This is a genomic window from Methanococcus aeolicus Nankai-3 (assembly GCF_000017185.1).
Taxonomy (GTDB): Archaea; AGJL01; Methanococci; order Methanococcales; family Methanococcaceae; genus Methanofervidicoccus; species Methanofervidicoccus aeolicus.
On the sequence record NC_009635.1, the window covers coordinates 510,832 to 527,653 of the forward strand.

General features: G+C 29.6%; 19 protein-coding genes. 8 read left to right on the forward strand and 11 right to left on the reverse strand.

Translation table 11 applies throughout. The annotated features are described in order from the left end of the window. Nucleotides 1–126: 126 nt before the first annotated feature. The 3 genes from MAEO_RS02425 to MAEO_RS02435 all read left to right on the forward strand — a co-directional run bounded on the left by MAEO_RS02425 (nt 127) and on the right by MAEO_RS02435 (nt 3,990). Nucleotides 127–990: an Mrp/NBP35 family ATP-binding protein gene (locus MAEO_RS02425; RefSeq protein ID WP_011973206.1), complete on the forward strand. Its 864-nt coding sequence runs from the start codon at nt 127–129 to the stop codon at nt 988–990. A gap of 167 nt (nt 991–1,157) precedes the next feature. Beyond that, nucleotides 1,158–1,661: a hypothetical protein gene (locus tag MAEO_RS02430; RefSeq protein WP_011973207.1), complete on the forward strand. Its 504-nt coding sequence runs from the start codon at nt 1,158–1,160 to the stop codon at nt 1,659–1,661. A gap of 175 nt (nt 1,662–1,836) precedes the next feature. Beyond that, a complete protein-coding gene (locus MAEO_RS02435) occupies nt 1,837–3,990 on the forward strand; it encodes an ATP-binding protein (RefSeq protein WP_011973208.1) in 2,154 nt (717 codons plus the stop codon). Between the two features lie 152 nt (nt 3,991–4,142). On the opposite strand, the gene pstK is transcribed toward MAEO_RS02435, so the two are convergent. From pstK to MAEO_RS02455, 4 genes are all read right to left on the reverse strand, one after another. Beyond that, nucleotides 4,143–4,910, reverse strand: coding sequence for an L-seryl-tRNA(Sec) kinase (gene pstK, locus MAEO_RS02440; protein ID WP_011973209.1), 768 nt, complete (start codon nt 4,908–4,910; stop codon nt 4,143–4,145). 12 nt (nt 4,911–4,922) lie between these two features. Further along, a complete protein-coding gene (twy1, locus tag MAEO_RS02445; RefSeq protein WP_011973210.1) occupies nt 4,923–5,882 on the reverse strand; it encodes a 4-demethylwyosine synthase TYW1 in 960 nt (319 codons plus the stop codon). A gap of 129 nt (nt 5,883–6,011) precedes the next feature. Further along, nucleotides 6,012–6,509, reverse strand: coding sequence for an adenylate kinase family protein (locus MAEO_RS02450; RefSeq protein WP_011973211.1), 498 nt, complete (start codon nt 6,507–6,509; stop codon nt 6,012–6,014). Nucleotides 6,510–6,632: 123 nt separating this feature from the next. After that, on the reverse strand, nt 6,633–7,157 hold the full coding sequence (locus MAEO_RS02455) for a hypothetical protein (protein ID WP_011973212.1): 525 nt from the start codon (nt 7,155–7,157) through the stop codon (nt 6,633–6,635). Between the two features lie 446 nt (nt 7,158–7,603). Here MAEO_RS02455 and MAEO_RS02460 point away from each other — a divergent pair, with 446 nt between their 5' ends. The 5 genes from MAEO_RS02460 (at nt 7,604) to pheA (ending at nt 12,043) form a co-directional block, all read left to right on the forward strand. Further along, nucleotides 7,604–8,863: a phosphoglycerate kinase gene (locus tag MAEO_RS02460; RefSeq protein ID WP_011973213.1), complete on the forward strand. Its 1,260-nt coding sequence runs from the start codon at nt 7,604–7,606 to the stop codon at nt 8,861–8,863. Between the two features lie 109 nt (nt 8,864–8,972). After that, entirely contained in the window at nt 8,973–9,947 is a 975-nt protein-coding gene (locus MAEO_RS02465) for a methanogenesis marker 2 protein (protein WP_011973214.1), read from the forward strand. A gap of 183 nt (nt 9,948–10,130) precedes the next feature. Next, nucleotides 10,131–10,424, forward strand: a complete 294-nt coding sequence (locus tag MAEO_RS02470; protein WP_011973215.1) for a hypothetical protein — start codon at nt 10,131–10,133, stop codon at nt 10,422–10,424. 28 nt (nt 10,425–10,452) lie between these two features. Continuing rightward, on the forward strand, nt 10,453–11,160 hold the full coding sequence (locus MAEO_RS02475) for a class I SAM-dependent methyltransferase (RefSeq protein WP_011973216.1): 708 nt from the start codon (nt 10,453–10,455) through the stop codon (nt 11,158–11,160). A 46-nt stretch (nt 11,161–11,206) separates the two neighbouring features. Next, entirely contained in the window at nt 11,207–12,043 is an 837-nt protein-coding gene (pheA, locus tag MAEO_RS02480) for a prephenate dehydratase (protein WP_011973217.1), read from the forward strand. A gap of 34 nt (nt 12,044–12,077) precedes the next feature. Here the strand turns inward: pheA and MAEO_RS02485 are convergent, their stop codons facing one another. From MAEO_RS02485 to nifH, 7 genes are all read right to left on the reverse strand, one after another. After that, nucleotides 12,078–12,407, reverse strand: coding sequence for a DUF5400 domain-containing protein (locus MAEO_RS02485; protein ID WP_011973218.1), 330 nt, complete (start codon nt 12,405–12,407; stop codon nt 12,078–12,080). 9 nt (nt 12,408–12,416) lie between these two features. Further along, entirely contained in the window at nt 12,417–13,235 is an 819-nt protein-coding gene (locus MAEO_RS02490) for a sulfurtransferase TusA family protein (protein ID WP_011973219.1), read from the reverse strand. A gap of 4 nt (nt 13,236–13,239) precedes the next feature. Further along, nucleotides 13,240–13,434, reverse strand: a complete 195-nt coding sequence (locus tag MAEO_RS02495; RefSeq protein WP_011973220.1) for a hypothetical protein — start codon at nt 13,432–13,434, stop codon at nt 13,240–13,242. Nucleotides 13,435–13,531: 97 nt separating this feature from the next. Next, nucleotides 13,532–13,780, reverse strand: a complete 249-nt coding sequence (locus tag MAEO_RS02500) for an MJ0307 family thioredoxin (protein WP_011973221.1) — start codon at nt 13,778–13,780, stop codon at nt 13,532–13,534. A gap of 77 nt (nt 13,781–13,857) precedes the next feature. Continuing rightward, complete coding sequence (locus MAEO_RS02505) at nt 13,858–14,541, reverse strand: DUF169 domain-containing protein (RefSeq protein ID WP_011973222.1); 684 nt, start codon at nt 14,539–14,541, stop codon at nt 13,858–13,860. Between the two features lie 369 nt (nt 14,542–14,910). Then, the gene (locus tag MAEO_RS02510; RefSeq protein WP_011973223.1) at nt 14,911–15,837 is read right to left on the reverse strand and encodes a nucleoside recognition domain-containing protein; all 927 of its coding nucleotides are present in this window, start codon (nt 15,835–15,837) and stop codon (nt 14,911–14,913) included. A 103-nt stretch (nt 15,838–15,940) separates the two neighbouring features. Then, complete coding sequence (nifH, locus tag MAEO_RS02515; RefSeq protein WP_011973224.1) at nt 15,941–16,813, reverse strand: nitrogenase iron protein; 873 nt, start codon at nt 16,811–16,813, stop codon at nt 15,941–15,943. Nucleotides 16,814–16,822 lie beyond the last annotated feature (9 nt).

Below are 16,822 nucleotides of genomic sequence, written 5' to 3' on the forward strand. Positions count from 1 at the left end.
TGGTTTGTTATTATATTATGTTAGAGTATTATATTTTTAATATATAAAATAAAATATAATTTATTATTAACAAACTTTCAAACCAGTCTCTCATACAATAATGAAATATATAAAATAGGTGGTTAAATGTCGGAATGCGATGGAAAATGTAATTCATGTTCTTCAGCTAATTCATGCTCAGATACTAAAAAGGCGATGGAAATGCAAAATACAAAAATAAAAGAAAATATGGGCAAAATAAAACATAAAATAGCAATTTTAAGTGGTAAAGGAGGAGTAGGTAAATCCACAGTAACCATAAATTTAGCCGCCGCACTTAGTGCAATGGGCAAAAAAGTAGGGGTATTAGATGGAGATATACACGGACCCAATGTTCCTAAAATGCTTGGTGTAGAACATATGCAACCAATTGGAAACGAAAACGGTATTTATCCAGTAACAAGCCCTGAAGGTATTAAAGTAATATCAATTAGCTACTTTTTACCAGATAGTAAAACCCCAGTAATTTGGAGGGGTGCAAAAATTAGTGGGGCTGTTAGGCAGTTTTTAAGTGATGTAATTTGGGGCGAATTAGATTATTTATTAATAGACACACCACCGGGAACAGGAGACATACAATTAACAATTTTGCAAAGTATTCCAGACATTGACGGTGTGATTACAGTGACAACCCCAGAAGATGTTGCCGTTCTTGATGCAAGTAAATCTATAACCATGGCAAATACGATGAATATACCCATAATAGGAGTAATTGAAAATATGGGTGGTTTCGTATGCCCTCACTGTGATAAGGTTGTGGACATATTTGGAAAAGGAGGAGGAGAAAAAGCTGCCAAAGAGTTGGATGTTAATTTCTTAGGTAGGATTCCATTAGATGTAAAGGCAAGAGAGGCATCAGATAAAGGGGTGCCCATGGTTTCAATGGATTGCACAGCATCAGAAGAATTTAAGAAAATAGTGGAAAAAATAGTGGAAAAAGTTGAAAAATAAAAAATAATTATAATATTAAATTATATTAAAATATAAATATATTCTATTTTATTTTTATTTTTGCATTTCTTTTTTATATGTATATTGTATATGTATATTTCAATATCATATCTTAAAATATAATATTTAAGTATATTAATTATATTAAAATCCAAAATAGTGAAAATATGGATGTTTATGAAGTATTATTCCAAAAATGTTTGGAATATGAAGTAATAATTGATGGTAAAGAAATTCCCCTGTGGAAACTTAAAAAAGAAAATCTTGATAATGCCAATTTTAATGTTAATGTACAGTGGGATAGCCTTCAAGATTTGGCGATAAGTATATATGAATTAAAAAAAGAACAACAAAACTCAAAAGAACTTATAAAATTCCCGATTGAAGAAATATTGGTGGCAATGGCATTTTTAAAATCAAAAACAAAAGGATATTTAATAACTGACGATATTAACAATATAAACACTTGTTTATCTCATTTGAGCGATTTAATAACTGCAAGATTAAATTGTATTTTTAGATATTATTATTTAATGAAAAAACCAGTTAATACAAATATATTCGATAGGGTCGTATTAAAATTCCATCAGCAAAAAAATATAAAAGTTAATAATTTAAATGATTTTCAAAAAATAGTATTTAAACTTAAAAATTTAGATTTTGAATATTGATATTATTTATGGTCAATCTTCGGACGATTTCGCGTACCGTTCCACAATTAAAATGTCAAAATCTCTGTCATATTACTATATAATAAAAAAAGAAATATGCCCAATAATTAGGACGGATTAGGGACAATTATTGAACTTACTATATTCAGGAGCTCCGACTAAAATATGTGATATCATGGTTAAAACAGATATAAAATTAGATTTTGATGAAGAAGAATTTTTAAACAAATATGAAAATAAGATAAAGCAATACATAAAAAATATTCTCTCCTCTAATTCTATAAATAATAACATTTTTGAATTTGATATTGAAGATTTTTTAAGTAGTTATCCGGAAATTTGTGAAATTAATGATATAATAATAGAACAACCAACACAGATCGAAGGAACAATTTTTTATATTTTTAAAGATACATATATGGAGCTCTATGGAGATGATGAAAAAACTTCAAAAGAATTGGAAAAATACCAAATAGCATTTAAAAAACCGCTGGGTTGCGATAAAAAAATAGATGAAATAAACTCCGCAGATATAAATAAATTGGTAGATTTTGAAGGAAATATAATAAAAGCAGCAAAAGTATGTGCATTATTGAAAAAGGCATGTTTTGTATGTAGAAATTGTGGAAATATATCTTATAAAACTATTCATGATTATTTTACATTTCCAAAGAGATTTTGTGATAATAAAAATTGTGGAGCAGAAATGTCATTGGACTTAAACAGCTCTTCCTATATAAATATACAGGAATTGGAAATTCAGCAACCCATAGACATTATGAAAAATCCAGATGACCCACCACGAAGTATAAGGGCATTTCTTGAAAACTCCGACGGAATATACTCTGGAAGGGTGGATGTAGTTGGAACAGTGATGAAAAAATTTACAAAACCAAATATGCCAGTTTTTGAGATATATGTAAAGAGCAACCATATAAAATTAAATGAAAGTTTTCAAAAAATAGAGGTAAGAGATATAATATCCAACACCGAATTAATGGAAACTATGAATGAATTGGGTAAAAAGAAAAATATTGTTGAAATATTATCTCACTATCTCATACCACAAATAAAAGGGTATGAAATGGTTAAAAAATCAATATTTTTACAGCAAATAAAAGGATGCACAAAATTTTTACCAGATGGTTCTCAATTGAGAAAGGATAGCCATATACTTCTTATAACAGACCCAGGAATTGGAAAATCTACAATGTTAAGAAAAATAGCCAGACTATTTCCACAAAACGCTTATGCTTCGGTTACCACTGCAACGGGCGGGGGACTTACGGCTAATGTGGTGAGAGAAAGCACGGAAATAGGAGATGGCTGGGTTGTAAAGCCAGGGGTATTTGTTAGGGCTAATGAGGGAACGGCATGTATTGATGAGCTTACCGTTGAAAGAAATATTATGAAATATATTCTTGAAGCTATGGAATCCCAAACCATACATATTAATAAAGGAGGGATAAATGTAAAATTACCTACAAAATGTGCTGTTCTTGCGGCATGTAATCCAAAACGGGGAAGATTTGATTCAAATTTGGGCGTAATTGAACAAATAAATGTCCCATCCCCTCTTCTTAGTAGATTTGATTTAATATTTCCATTGAAGGATATACCCGATAAAAAAAGAGATGAAGAAATAGCCGAACATATTTTAAATACCCATATTGAAACAGCTACCAAAGATTATAAATTATTAAGCTCGGTAGAAATAGACGGCATTACTGTTAATGAAGAGTTAATAAAAAATTATATAATATATTCTCGGACTTGTGCTTATTTTGAGGAAAACCATTCTTTATTTAGAAGTGATACCGTAGATGAGAAAAAATTAAAAAATCCACATCTCACAAAATCGGCAAAAAAATTAATAAAAAATTATTATATAGATATGCGAAAATTGGGGGAAGGGGACAATCCAATCCCCGTAACCGCCAGACAGCTGGAGGCGGCAATAAGAATATCGGAAATGCATGCCAAAGCAAGACTATCAAAAAAAGTCGAGGAAATTGATGCAAAAGTTGCAATTGGTATTATTGAGGAATGTTTAAACCAAGTTGCATATGACCCCGAGACTGGAAAATATGATATTGGTAAAGCCATGGGACAGCTACCAAAATCAAAAATGGATAAAATGGATAAAATAGTTGATATAATCAGGGAGCTCCAAGCATTATCAGATAACAAATTAGCTTATGAGCAGGATATAACTGAAAAAGCTTTTGAGTTTGGAATATCTGAAAAAGAAGTTGAGGATGCACTGGAAAAATTGAAAAAAAGTGCAGATATTTATTCTCCAAAGTTCGGATACTACAAAGTCTCGTAGAGACTTTGTAGGTCAATAACTCTGAAAGAGTTATTGCAGACTATAAAGTCTCATAAAGAGGTTATAGGTCAATAACTCTGAAAGAGTTATTGCAGACTATAAAGTCTCATAAAGAGGTTATAGGTCAATAACTCTGAAAGAGTTATTGTAGATTATAAGGTTTCGTAATTATTAAGTATTTTTTTAAATTCTTTTTCAACAATATTTATATTATAATTATCTAAATCAATTTTATTTTTAATAGATTTAATATAATTTTTTCGGAGCTCCGAGATTTTTTTAATATTTTCTTTATCAAGTTTATGAGTTTTTATATATTCTCCCATAATTTGCCGAGTAATTTTATCAATATTGTATATTATGTTTTCTTTTTCCGTAATTTCTTTTTTTTCCTTTTTAAATGGTTTATTATCGTTATGTTTTATTTCTAATATTTTTTCAACTATTTTGTTGTAATTTATCTCTTTTGTGGTATCTATTGTTATATCGGGCTTATCCCAACTATATTTAGTGCCAGGCTCATCAAATTTATTAAACATATCAATAATTACTTCATTTGGTATTTTAGCTCCTCTTTGGATATTTCTTTTTAAAATGGTATCTAATGGAGCTTTTAAATAAATCATTATATGATTTTTATTATTTTCTTTGGCAATATTTATTAAATCCCTTCTTTTTGAATTATAATAATTTGTATCATCAACTATAACAGTATAATCCTTTAAAGCATTTTTTATTAAATAATCTGTGGAATTTTTTATAAATTCCTCCTGTTCATTACTCCATTGCGGGAATTGCTCTCTAATTAAATCAGTCCCTAATATAATATTATCTATTCCTTTTTCCCATAATTTTTTAGATAATTTTTTTGAAAATGTGGATTTCCCCGTGCCGGGAAGTCCCGTAAGTATTATTAGCACGATATCCCCGTATTATTCAAATAATTTCAGTTTTATCTTTTTATTTTCATTCATTAAAACAGATACCCTACTATCAAAGGCATCATCTTCCAATTTGTAGAAGCTATTGTTATCCAAAATTTTGCTTAATTCAAGTATTTCCTCATGTTTAAGCATGTCGTCAAGATTTAATCTTTTTCTTGAATATCCTACATTCATATATGATTTTAATTCTATTAAATTAGCATTTGCTTTTTCGTAAATTGGGATAAATTTTTCAATGTCATCGTTATAATCCCTTATAATGGTGGTTCTTAGACAGGTTCTTTTTTTATCATTCAATATGTCAAGAGTATCCATTATTTTATTCCATTGAGTTTCAGTTCCCCTACATATTTTTTTATAGCTATCAAGGTCATAGGCATCGACGGATATATATAATTGAGTTGGATTTATTTCCTCAATAACTTCTGTTAATATACCATTTGACACCACAAATGTAGAAAATCCTTTTTTATGGAATATTTCAATTAGCTCCTTAAAATAGGGATAAATCGTAGGTTCTCCTGAAAGAGATAAAGCCACATGCTTAGGATTTGCCAATTCATTGTATTTCTGTTCCCCAATTCTATCTAATATACCTTTATATCCAGTAATAAGCGTATTATGCATTTTTAATATATTTTCTGCCACTATTTCAGGTTCGTCCCATTTTGGCATTTTATAATTTGAGTTGTTATCCATGCCTATGTCCGAAGGTAAAGCCCTCCAACAAAATATACAACTTTGCTGACACCAAATTACCGAAGGTGTGCATTGAATACATCTATGAGTTGCAATACCATAGAACTTTGATTTATAACAACTTTTATTTTCCAGAAGGGCTTTTTTTACCCAGCCACATAATTTAACTGCTGAATGTTCTTTTATTTGATAGTGTTGTTTTCTTAACACAGTGTAAATTTCATTAGGTATATTTTCGTTTTTTTCCATTTTTTATCACGGCAATATAAATTAATAATAAAAATAATATTATCATGTGAATATATAAAATATATACAGAAATAAAATATAAAACTATAAAATAAATAAAATATAAAAAAACCAAAATTATTTTTATGTCTATTTCAACATATAAAAATAATCATTTAACCAATCTACAACACCTTTTTTAACAAGGTTATTTTCAATGGCATTAATTATTTCATTTACTATATCTATTGGAGCTCCGTTGGTGGTATCAATTTCATAAACCTTGGGGGAGTTATCAAGTGATTCAATGAGGCACACATCTAAACATTCAGCTTCAATATTTTCTTTAATTTTATTAGAGCTATATTTTCTGTTTTTTAATCTCTCCAATATTATTTCAGGGTTGCATCTAAGCACTATCGTATAATCCGCATCAAGTAAATGACTTACATGTCCATCTAATACAATATTTGAATTATTGGTATATTCTTTTTTTAAATATTTTCGGAGCTCCGAAAAATCCACCACAAAAGAGTCCATAGATATATCTTTTTCGATATATAGATTATTATCTTTTACTATTTGGGTTATATCTATGTAATTATAACTAGGGCTATTTTTATTATTTTTATTCAGTTCATCAACCAATATTTTTGATATTGTAGATTTTCCAACGCCGGGTGTTCCTGTTATGGCTATTTTTATTATTTCACCTGATTTTATATTATGTTCAAAAATATATATTATTTAAACGCAATATATTAATATTTATTATTCTGCATTTTTAGAATATCTGTCAAGTTTAATTCCACTCTTAACTGCAATAATTACACTTTCATCTATTTTTCCTAGGGTATAATCCATAGTTTCCAAGTATTTTTTAAAATCAGAAAATTCTTTAATAATAGCCTCTATTGGAATATCTTCCAGGTTGATTATAACTACATCATGTTCTATTATTTTTTTAAGATTGTCAAAATCATCGGGTGCCTTTATTCGTGCCGTGAGTAATTTTGGGGGTATTTTTTCTTTTACTATTTTGATTTTAGGTTTGGATTCTACCTCTGGTTTCTCTTTTATCTCTATTTTAATTTTATTTTTATCAGTAATTTCTTTCAATGGTTCTGGGGCAGGGGGATTTTTTATTACATTTTCTACATATCCCCTATCATTTACCTCCTCAGAAGAATATTCCTCACCAATTACCACATAATCATCATCCACAGGCACCTGAACTGGTGGCCCATCATTTCCAAACAATTTTAGTTTTAATTTATCAATAGCCTTTTTAACCATACTACTTACCTACTTATTTATTTTTAACTTTTATATGATATATTTATAAATATATTTTTAGTGTATATTTAATATATTTTATAACATATATATTATGTATCTTTTTTATATGTTATGTATTTGGTATCCTTTATATATGGTATCCTTATGTATTTGGGAGCTCCCGTAGTAAAAATTATCGATTAACAAATAGTTAATCTTCGGTCTTTTTCAGTTAAATCCATAATAAAGCTAAATTAGTAGCCCCACTTAATATGATAACAGAGGACAGATAAAGGACATTTCTTGAAGATTAACTATAAATACAGAATATATATTATATACTATTAAGTATCCATAAATATAAAGATAATAAAGATAAAAATAAACGAAATATATGCGCCGTATTATGATATACGAATATCAATATTATATGTAAATCTTATATAATTTCAAGGAGGAATATTATGCTATTGACCATTGATAATTTTGATTTTAAAGGAAAAACTGTTGCATTGAGAGTAGATATAAACAGCCCCATAGACCCCCAAAATGAGATAATATTAGATGATGCACGAATAAGGGCATGTTCTGATACAATAACAGAATTATCCAATAATGGAGCAAAAGTAGTAATAATGGCACACCAAAGCCGACCGGGAAAAAAAGATTATACTACCTTGAAATCCCATGCCGAAATACTTTCCAAAGTATTAAATAAAGAAGTTAAATATGTAGATGACATGTTTGGCTCTCATGCCGAGTCTACAATAATTAATATGGAAGATGGCGACATCGTATTGCTTGAAAATGTTAGATTCTATGCCGAAGAAGTTTTAAAAGATTGGAAAAAATGGAAAGACGACACACCTAAAAAACAGGGCAAAACCCTAATGATACGAAAGATACACCATTTATTTGATTATTTTATAAATGATGCTTTTGCAGCGGCTCATAGGGCTCAACCATCTTTGGTGGGATTAGCATATTATGTTCCAGCAATTGCGGGAAATGTTATGTATAATGAAATAAAAACCCTTAGTAAGGTATTAAATAATCCCGAAAAGCCTTGTGTTTTTGTGTTAGGTGGTGCAAAAGCTGATGATAGTATCGAAGTAATTAAAAATGTTCTCAGTGGAAACATTGCAGATAAAATATTAATATCAGGAATTGTAGCGAATATATTTTTGCTGGCAAAAGGCTACGACATAGGAGATAATAAGGCCGTAGTAGAAAGTATGGGATATTTAAATCAAATAGAAATTGCAGAACAGTTAATAGCTACATACGGCGATAAAATTGTATTTCCAATAGATGTTGCACTAAATATCGATGGAGAACGAAAAGAAGTAGATTTAAATCTTAATGAAAAAATAGAATATCCTATTTATGATATGGGTAGTAAAACTATAGAATTATATAATGGCCACATAAAAAATGCTAAAACTGTGGTTGCCAATGGTCCTGCTGGTGTTTTCGAAAATAAAAACTTCATAAAAGGGACAGAAGGTATTTTAAATAGTATGGCTGAAACCGATGCATTTACTATAATTGGCGGAGGACATTTATCTGCTGCGGCGGCGGTTGTTGGATTGGATAAAAAAATGGACCACATAAGCACCGGGGGAGGTGCATGCATTGAGTTTTTAGCAGGAAAAACCCTTCCAGTAATCAAAGTTTTGGAAAATTCATATAATAAATATAGGCAATATGGTAGAAATATATAACTAAAATATGAATAAATTACTATTTTATCATATATATAATATGATAAATATATAACTTAATATTAATATAATTGTTTTATCAATTTTATCAATTTTTTAGAGGAGCTCCATGAATTTAAAAAAATTAGCATCAGAGTTAAAGGAATTTGAAGGCGTAAGTAGGAAAAAAGAAATAAAATCAGTAGTAGAATCATTAAGATATGATGACAGCGAATATTATTTTGATATTATATCAGATTTTGGAGACGATGCCGCAATAATTGGCATAGATGAAGAAAAAGCCATATTATTAGCTGCCGATGGAATTTGGGGAAATTTGTTGGAAAAAGACCCCTATTGGGCAGGTTATTGTGCCGTCCTCGTAAATGCCAATGACATCGCAGCAATGGGAGGAGCTCCCATAGGCATGACAAACATTATAAGCATAAATGATGAAGAAGTTGGAAAGGAAGTTTTAAGAGGCATTAAAGACGGAGTTGAAAAATTTGGTATCCCTATGATTGGAGGACATACTCATCCCGATGCCAAATGCAATGTTCTAGATGTTTCAATTACGGGAATTGTAAAAAAAGACAGCGTATTGAGAAGTGATACAGCAGAAATAGGGGATAAAGTAGTTTTTGCCTATGATTTAGATGGTAAAATACATGAAAAATTTGATTTAAATTGGGACACTACCACAATGAAACCAAAAAAACTTGTAAGAGACCAGTTAAAAGCCCTTGAAATAATCGGAGAAAAAAAACTTGCCACAGCATGTAAAGATATTAGCAACCCTGGAGCTCTTGGAACTCTTGGTATGTTGTTGGAAGTCTCCAAAAAAGGAGCAATAGTGGATATTAATAAAATACCAATGAATAAAGAGGTCCCATTAAACCAGTGGTTAAAAATATATCCTGGCTGTGCCTTTGTATTTACGGCAAAAGAGGAAAACATAGAAAAATTAAAAGAAGTTTTGAAATTTGTAAATATAACTGCGGAAGTTTGCGGTGAAGTAATCGAAGAAAGAAAATTAATAGTTAAAAAAGATGAAGAAGAAGAAATTTTGTTTGATTTTAATAAAGAATATATTTGTGGATGCTAGGAAAAATAAAAAATAAGAGGAGAAATTATAGTCAATCTTCGGTCTTTTTCATAAATATACCACAATTAAAAAGCCAAAATATATTGTTATATTACTAAAAACGAAGTAAATATGCATAATAATTTATGGCACATAAGGACAGTTATATTGAAGATTAACTATGGATGACTTATTGGTGGTAAAATGAAAATAATGATAGATGGAGTATTTTATAATGATGAAATGATTGATTTTAAAAAAATAATGAAAAATCTTGTAAAAGAATTGGGTGATGCCGTAATAGTTAGGTCTTTGGAGCTCCCTGAAATTGGAGCAATTTATGAAGATTCATATTATTATAGATGCGGATTTACATTGGATAAAGAGATTACCGAAAAAATGGATAAAGAAGAATTGGATAAACTAAAAGAAAAAATTATTTCATTATTTCCCGAAAATACCTCTGTCTATAGTTTAATTTGCGAGATATACGAATAGATATACGAATAAATAATAAAATGATAAAATGGATAAGGAAAAACAAACAGTAAAAAAATTTTACGATAATTGGAAAATTGAAAATTTTCCAAAATATATTAATCTTTTAATGGAATTTGAGGAAGATTTATTGATAAATATTATAAATAATTCAGATAATTTTAAAAAAATAAAAAATAATTTAATTTTAGATTGTGGTTGTGGGCATGGTTCCTATTATAATTTAACAAAGGAATATAATGCCATATATTTTGATTTTTCCACAAACTTATTAAAAAAATTTGAAAAAAAACATAACTTAAAAACTAATAAAATATGCGGGGATATTTCTAATTTGCCATTTAAAGACAATTCTTTTGATTTAATATTATGTATAAATGTGCTGGAACATATCAAAGATTACAAAAAAGCATTGATGGAGATTAAACGAGTTTTAAAACCAAATGCCATGGCAATAATCGTTGTAGTGAATAAAGAAAGCTGTATAAATGAAGATATTTTTAATGATTTTGTAGTATATCATAGACCGTTAAAAAAATCAGATTTTAATAATCTAATGGGATTTGACTTAATAAAATGTATATCATTTTATTTTATACCCCCACTATTTAAAATATTTCCCGCATTTATTTTAAAAAGAATATTGTCCATATTTCATAAAGTTGATATTAAATTAAATGAAATATTCAAAAATAAAGGGCAATTTTTGTATATTGAATTAAAAAAGCAGGAGTGATTTATTATAAAATAAATAATAATAGTAAATAATAATTGGTGGATTTATGATTTATTGCTTGGGACCAAAAGGAAGCTATACAGAAGAGGCAGCAGAAATATTTTCAAAAATAATAAAAGATAAAAATATTGAATATTGCAACTCGATATATGAAGTATTTGAACGAGTAGAACAGGGAAATAATAATTGTTATGGGGTAGTTCCTTCTGAAAACTCCATAGAAGGTTCTGTATCTCTTACAATGGATTTACTTTTAGAATTTCCTGTAAAAATATTGGGGGAAGTAGATATAAATATAAATCACTGTTTAATTGGATACAGTAAAGATAAAATTAAAAAAATATTGGCTCATCCACAGGCATTGGCCCAATGTAGAAAATATATAAAAAAACACGATTGGGAAACAGAATCAGTTTTAAGCAATAGTATGGCGGTTAAAAAAGTATATGATATGAAAAACGAAGAATTAGGGGCAATAGCATCAAAAAAAGCTGGAAAATTATATAATTTAAATATTCTTGATACAAATATACAGGATTATCCAAACAACACCACACGATTTATATTAATTGGAAAGGACTGTGAAGATTCAAATGATATATCATTTACTAATAACGACACTACAAAAAAATCTACAATAATAATTGAATTAATCGGGAATAAACCCGGAGCCCTATACAATATATTAAAAGAATTCAATAAAAAAAATATCAATTTAACGAGAATAGAATCCCGACCATCTAAAACAAAATTGGGTAGTTATATATTTTATATTGACTATGAAACACCAGAAAATGAAAAAGAATTAATTAATTCATTGAAAAATTATGTTTCCAATATAAAATATTTGGGGAGCTCCAATATCTTTTCAAAATTTTTATAGTTAATTTTGGGAGCTCCCTTAGAATATCAATTATTTATATTAATAAGTTGCCAATGGCAAGAATTAACATAATTCCCATAAATCCCAAATGAGCCGAATAAATCCCGGTGTTTTGGAATTGGGTTTTTAATATGTTGCATATTGTTCCACATATGGTGAATGGAGTAATTATCTGCAATGCTATTGCCATATAATGTATAATATTATTATCGATAAACAAAGAAGCTACTGTAAATACAAATGCAAGTATAAGGGATGCAAAATGAGGCATTAACCTCATTCCTGTCATTCTAAATGTAGCAAATCCTGAAAGCATACTTCCAAAAATTACGGATAATGATATTAGCGTAATAATTTCATTCATAATATCACCTTATAACCATACTGGTCTAACGGTTGGTTTTGATAAATAGTTAAAGAATGTCGGAGCTCCTGCAATTTCAAATCCATCTTCCAAATTTTTCGCACTTATACCCCTAAATTCTGCACTTAATTCACAGACATATATTTTAATTCCATTATTTAATGCATTTTTAACTAATTCGCTTAATTTTGGGAAAGCTGGATGTTTAACTTTATCGCATTCTCCTTTTTGCCCCATACTTGCACCATCAAGCATTAAAAATATTGTGGGTTTTAACTTCATTTTTAAAGCCACATCTGCCATCATAAAGGTAGAATATGCTTTTTCGGCATTTCCTGTTCCAGTGGTATTTATTATAAATATCTCGTCAATATTAACGGAGGTAGCTCCTTCCTCTTTCTTTTCTCCCTTTTTTATTAATATTTTGTATGTTCCATCAGTTTGTTCCTCAACAGATACAACGACATGTCCCATACTTTTTAATCCTTCGGTCAAATCTACCAAAGCAGGTTTTCCAGCGTTGATTTCAAGGAGCTCCCCTGTTTCCATTTTTTCAAGGATATCGGAAACCATCATTATAGGTCCTGGGCATGTTGCTCCAACTACGCTTATTGTTTTATTTGCCACAATTTCACCCACGAGTATCTTTATTGTATTTCCTTCTTTTTCTATTTTATAGCCTAATTTTTTTATTGAATTTTCAATATCTTTTATTTGATTTTCGCCATCTGTCTCAACAATCAATATTCCGTCTTTCATTTTACTTAAAACAGCATCTACCAATATAGATGGACTTCTTAAACATTTTACAGATATTTTTCTTATCATAACATCACTCCATTAAGTTCTTGATTATGTCGCATTTTGGATATGTTATTTCTATTATTTCATACCCATAATCCTCCAATAACATTTTAATTGTGGTTTTGGTATCCTCTCCCCTACACAAACCACATGCAACTTTTAAATTTTTGTTATTATTATCTATTTTTTTATTTTCGTCTTTGCAAGTTATTATTATTTTCATAATATCTTTTATTACTATATTCTATTGTGTTATGAAATAACACAACCGATAAATATTAAAAAAATAAATTATAATATTAAATTATATTTATTTAATATTATAAACTCAATAATTTTTCTTTTAACTGTTCTTTTTGTGGAGCTCCCATAAATGCCACTTCACCATCTATTACAATAGTGGGCACTGCCATAATTCCATAATCTGCGGCTCTTTTTGGTTCTTCCATAACATTTACATGCTCTACTTCAAAATCTCCCTTAATTTCTGCTAAAACTTCCTCAACTGCTCTTTTAGCTGCCGGACAGTGTGGGCACTGTGGTGATGTGAATACTTCTATTTTTACCATTATTATCCCTCCTATCATTTATTAATTATTATTTAATTTTATGCCTATTTATTATATTTTAATTATGCTATTTAATATTATCCCCAAATTTCTTTAAAGTGCTCTAATGCTTTTATTATATGCTCTAAGTCTGATGGAGGGAATGCGAATACCATTTGATCATCCTTAATTTCTGCGTATTTTCTTGAACCATTACAGCCAAGTGTAGCATTTGATACTCCCCTTATTTTAACTGCGGCTACTGCATCAGCACATAAAGACTGAATACCTGCAAAATCTGCCTGGAATCTACCGCCTCCGACATATAATAATGCTTGAACTAATCTTAATCCTTTTTTAGGTGTTGTAATTACTACAATTGAATCAGGTGTGAAATTAGCTTCATTTAATGGTGCATAAACACCAGCATATTGTGGCTCCTCCACTTTTGGAATTGCTCCAACTGTTTTTACAGCCCCTTCCTCTGTTTCGAAGTTTCCTAATTTGTGGTATAATTTACCTGTTTTTAATGGTTCTGGTGCATCATGGAGAACCCCAATAGCAAAAGCTCCACCTTTACAGGAATGTTTTTCGACTGGTGCATAAAATTTTTTTCCCTCCATTCTTGCAATTTGAATCATTTCGCAATGTCTTGTTGATTCCTCCAATTCTGGTATATTTTCAGGGAGCTCCTCTTTTGATTTTACCAATTTTACAGCAACTGCGGGATATTCTAATCCTACCATTTCTTGAAATTTTTTACCTAATTCCATTAATTCCATAGTATCACCCAATTTATCTATAATATATAATTATTTTTGGAGTATATATATGTTGGCTATTTATGGTTATGTATTTTATCTACACTACTATAAACAACCATCTCATATATAAAGTTTTCGATTTAAATGAGGTTGTCGAAAAATATTAATTATGAATATATAATATGATGGGCGAAACTAATTAAACGAAATCCTTACGGATTTCGTCTATCTTTGGAAGATTGGAAACTAAAGGCAGATTATCTAATGGTGAAAGATTTATAGTTAATATGTACATCGAAACAAACAAGTGAGTTTCGAGCTATAAAATCCGTAAGAATTTTTTTCTTATTTTTTAGTTTCGACTATTCTATTTTATTTTTTTAATCTTTAAAGTAATAACATTACAAGCATTATTAGTAAAATTTTTACAATAATTGATATAGTATAATTAATCATAGCTAATTTTAGACCAAATCTACCAAATAATGCAACATAGGTCCCGATGGAGTGCTTCAAATATATCATAGATATTCCAATTATATTTCCAATTAACAGCGTTAGTAATGCCTGTTTTTCGTTTAGGGCTCCATTTTTTATCAAAATATCTACAGTAGCATATCCTGCGGAGAAATGGGCAAAATTTGCAACTAAAACCATTACTGCTTCTCCCGGTAAATTTAGTATGCCAAATAATGGCGTAAATATCTCTTTTACAATATCCGTTAAACCAAAAGTCATTAGGCAATATATTAGTAATGTAAATATTACAATCATAGGAATTACTTTTTTTAGGAGCTCTACAGATTTCATAACACCTTTCGTAATAACTTCCCTATTGAATATAATTTTTTCATTGTTGTTGGTATTGATGTTTATTGGTTTCCTTTCAAAAAAGATATTTGAATATATAATTCCAATTGAAGCCATTAAAAATCCAGAAAACATATTAAAAAGAACATATATTATTCCTAATTTATATCCGAGAAAGACAATGGCAAGTGGTAGTTGCACCCTAAATATACTTTCTCCCAAAATTATCGGCAATGGGCTTATTATTGCGGTGGCTATTGTCTCTTTATTGTTTATTTTATTATCTTTATAGAATTTGGCAAGCATCGATTTTCCAACTGTTGGATTTATAAAATTCCCCAACAATGCTACTACACACTCCTCAGGTAAATTTGAGATTAAACATAATGGTTTTGTTATTTTCTTAATTATGGATAACAGATTCGTTTCCTCAATGATTCCTGCAATAATAATCCCAACCGATGATAAAATAATTATTTGGGTTAAATAAGATAATATATCCAATGGTATCGCCCTTATGCCTTTTAGTAAATATAAATAACAATAATAAAATAAAAAATAATATGTTGTAAATAAGATTAATTTGCGAATAAAATTAACATTACAATTAGTTCTTCATTTTTTTAATTCTTTCCTTGACTGCCTGCCCAATTTGCATTATTTCTTCATTTTCCAGGGGATTTGGGATTGCGCCCATATCATTTTCATAAATCTTCCTGGCGAGCTCTCTATAAATAGATGAAATTTCACTGTCAGGAGCATATTCAATTACAGTTTTTCCTTCAATCTCACCCTCAGCAATAAGCATGGAATTTGGAATTTTGCCTGTAATCTCAGTTCCTATTTTATTGGCCATTTCTTCAACTAAATCATAAGCATCTAATGAGCCCCTAACATTGTAAATTAATCCTCCCAGCCTACTTCCTCCTTTTTTAGCAAATTCCTTCATGCCTCTGCATATATTATTTGCCGCATACATTGCCATGTAGTCGGAGGAAGTTACAACATAAATTTGCTTAGCCAATCCCATTCTTAAAGGCATGGCAAATCCTCCACAAACAACATCTCCAAGAACATCATAAAGAACTATATCCACGCCTAATTCCTCATATATATCCATTTTCTTTAACAAATCTATTGCTACAATGACACCCCTTCCAGCACATCCGTATCCTGGCTTTGGTCCTCCTGCCTCAATGCAGTATATGCCATTATACCCTTTATGGATGATTTCATCCATTTCAATCTTTTTTCCCTCTATTGCATCCTCTAAACTGAGTTTTTCCATTCCTTTTTCTCTCAGCGTGTCCAATATTGTAGGAATCTCTTCCCCTCCCCTTAAATTTGAAGTGCAGTCGTGTTTTGGGTCGCACCCGATTACCATTACCTTTTTTCCCTCATCTGCAAGTGCCGCCGCTATATTGCATACTGTTGTAGATTTACCAATTCCTCCTTTTCCATAAAATGCTATTTGTTTCACATTATCACC

Coding starts and splice junctions, on each gene's coding strand:
- MAEO_RS02490 (WP_011973219.1), bottom strand. CDS start 13,235: ATGATAAGAAAAATATCTGTAAAATGTTTAAGAAGTCCATCTATATTG.
- MAEO_RS02500 (WP_011973221.1), bottom strand. CDS start 13,780: ATGGTAAAAATAGAAGTATTCACATCACCACAGTGCCCACACTGTCCG.
- MAEO_RS02505 (WP_011973222.1), bottom strand. CDS start 14,541: ATGGAATTAATGGAATTAGGTAAAAAATTTCAAGAAATGGTAGGATTA.
- MAEO_RS02435 (WP_011973208.1), top strand. CDS start 1,837: ATGGTTAAAACAGATATAAAATTAGATTTTGATGAAGAAGAATTTTTA.
- MAEO_RS02485 (WP_011973218.1), bottom strand. CDS start 12,407: ATGAATGAAATTATTACGCTAATATCATTATCCGTAATTTTTGGAAGT.
- MAEO_RS02470 (WP_011973215.1), top strand. CDS start 10,131: ATGAAAATAATGATAGATGGAGTATTTTATAATGATGAAATGATTGAT.
- MAEO_RS02460 (WP_011973213.1), top strand. CDS start 7,604: ATGCTATTGACCATTGATAATTTTGATTTTAAAGGAAAAACTGTTGCA.
- MAEO_RS02455 (WP_011973212.1), bottom strand. CDS start 7,157: ATGGTTAAAAAGGCTATTGATAAATTAAAACTAAAATTGTTTGGAAAT.
- MAEO_RS02430 (WP_011973207.1), top strand. CDS start 1,158: ATGGATGTTTATGAAGTATTATTCCAAAAATGTTTGGAATATGAAGTA.
- MAEO_RS02425 (WP_011973206.1), top strand. CDS start 127: ATGTCGGAATGCGATGGAAAATGTAATTCATGTTCTTCAGCTAATTCA.
- MAEO_RS02465 (WP_011973214.1), top strand. CDS start 8,973: ATGAATTTAAAAAAATTAGCATCAGAGTTAAAGGAATTTGAAGGCGTA.
- MAEO_RS02475 (WP_011973216.1), top strand. CDS start 10,453: ATGGATAAGGAAAAACAAACAGTAAAAAAATTTTACGATAATTGGAAA.
- pheA (WP_011973217.1), top strand. CDS start 11,207: ATGATTTATTGCTTGGGACCAAAAGGAAGCTATACAGAAGAGGCAGCA.
- MAEO_RS02495 (WP_011973220.1), bottom strand. CDS start 13,434: ATGAAAATAATAATAACTTGCAAAGACGAAAATAAAAAAATAGATAAT.
- twy1 (WP_011973210.1), bottom strand. CDS start 5,882: ATGGAAAAAAACGAAAATATACCTAATGAAATTTACACTGTGTTAAGA.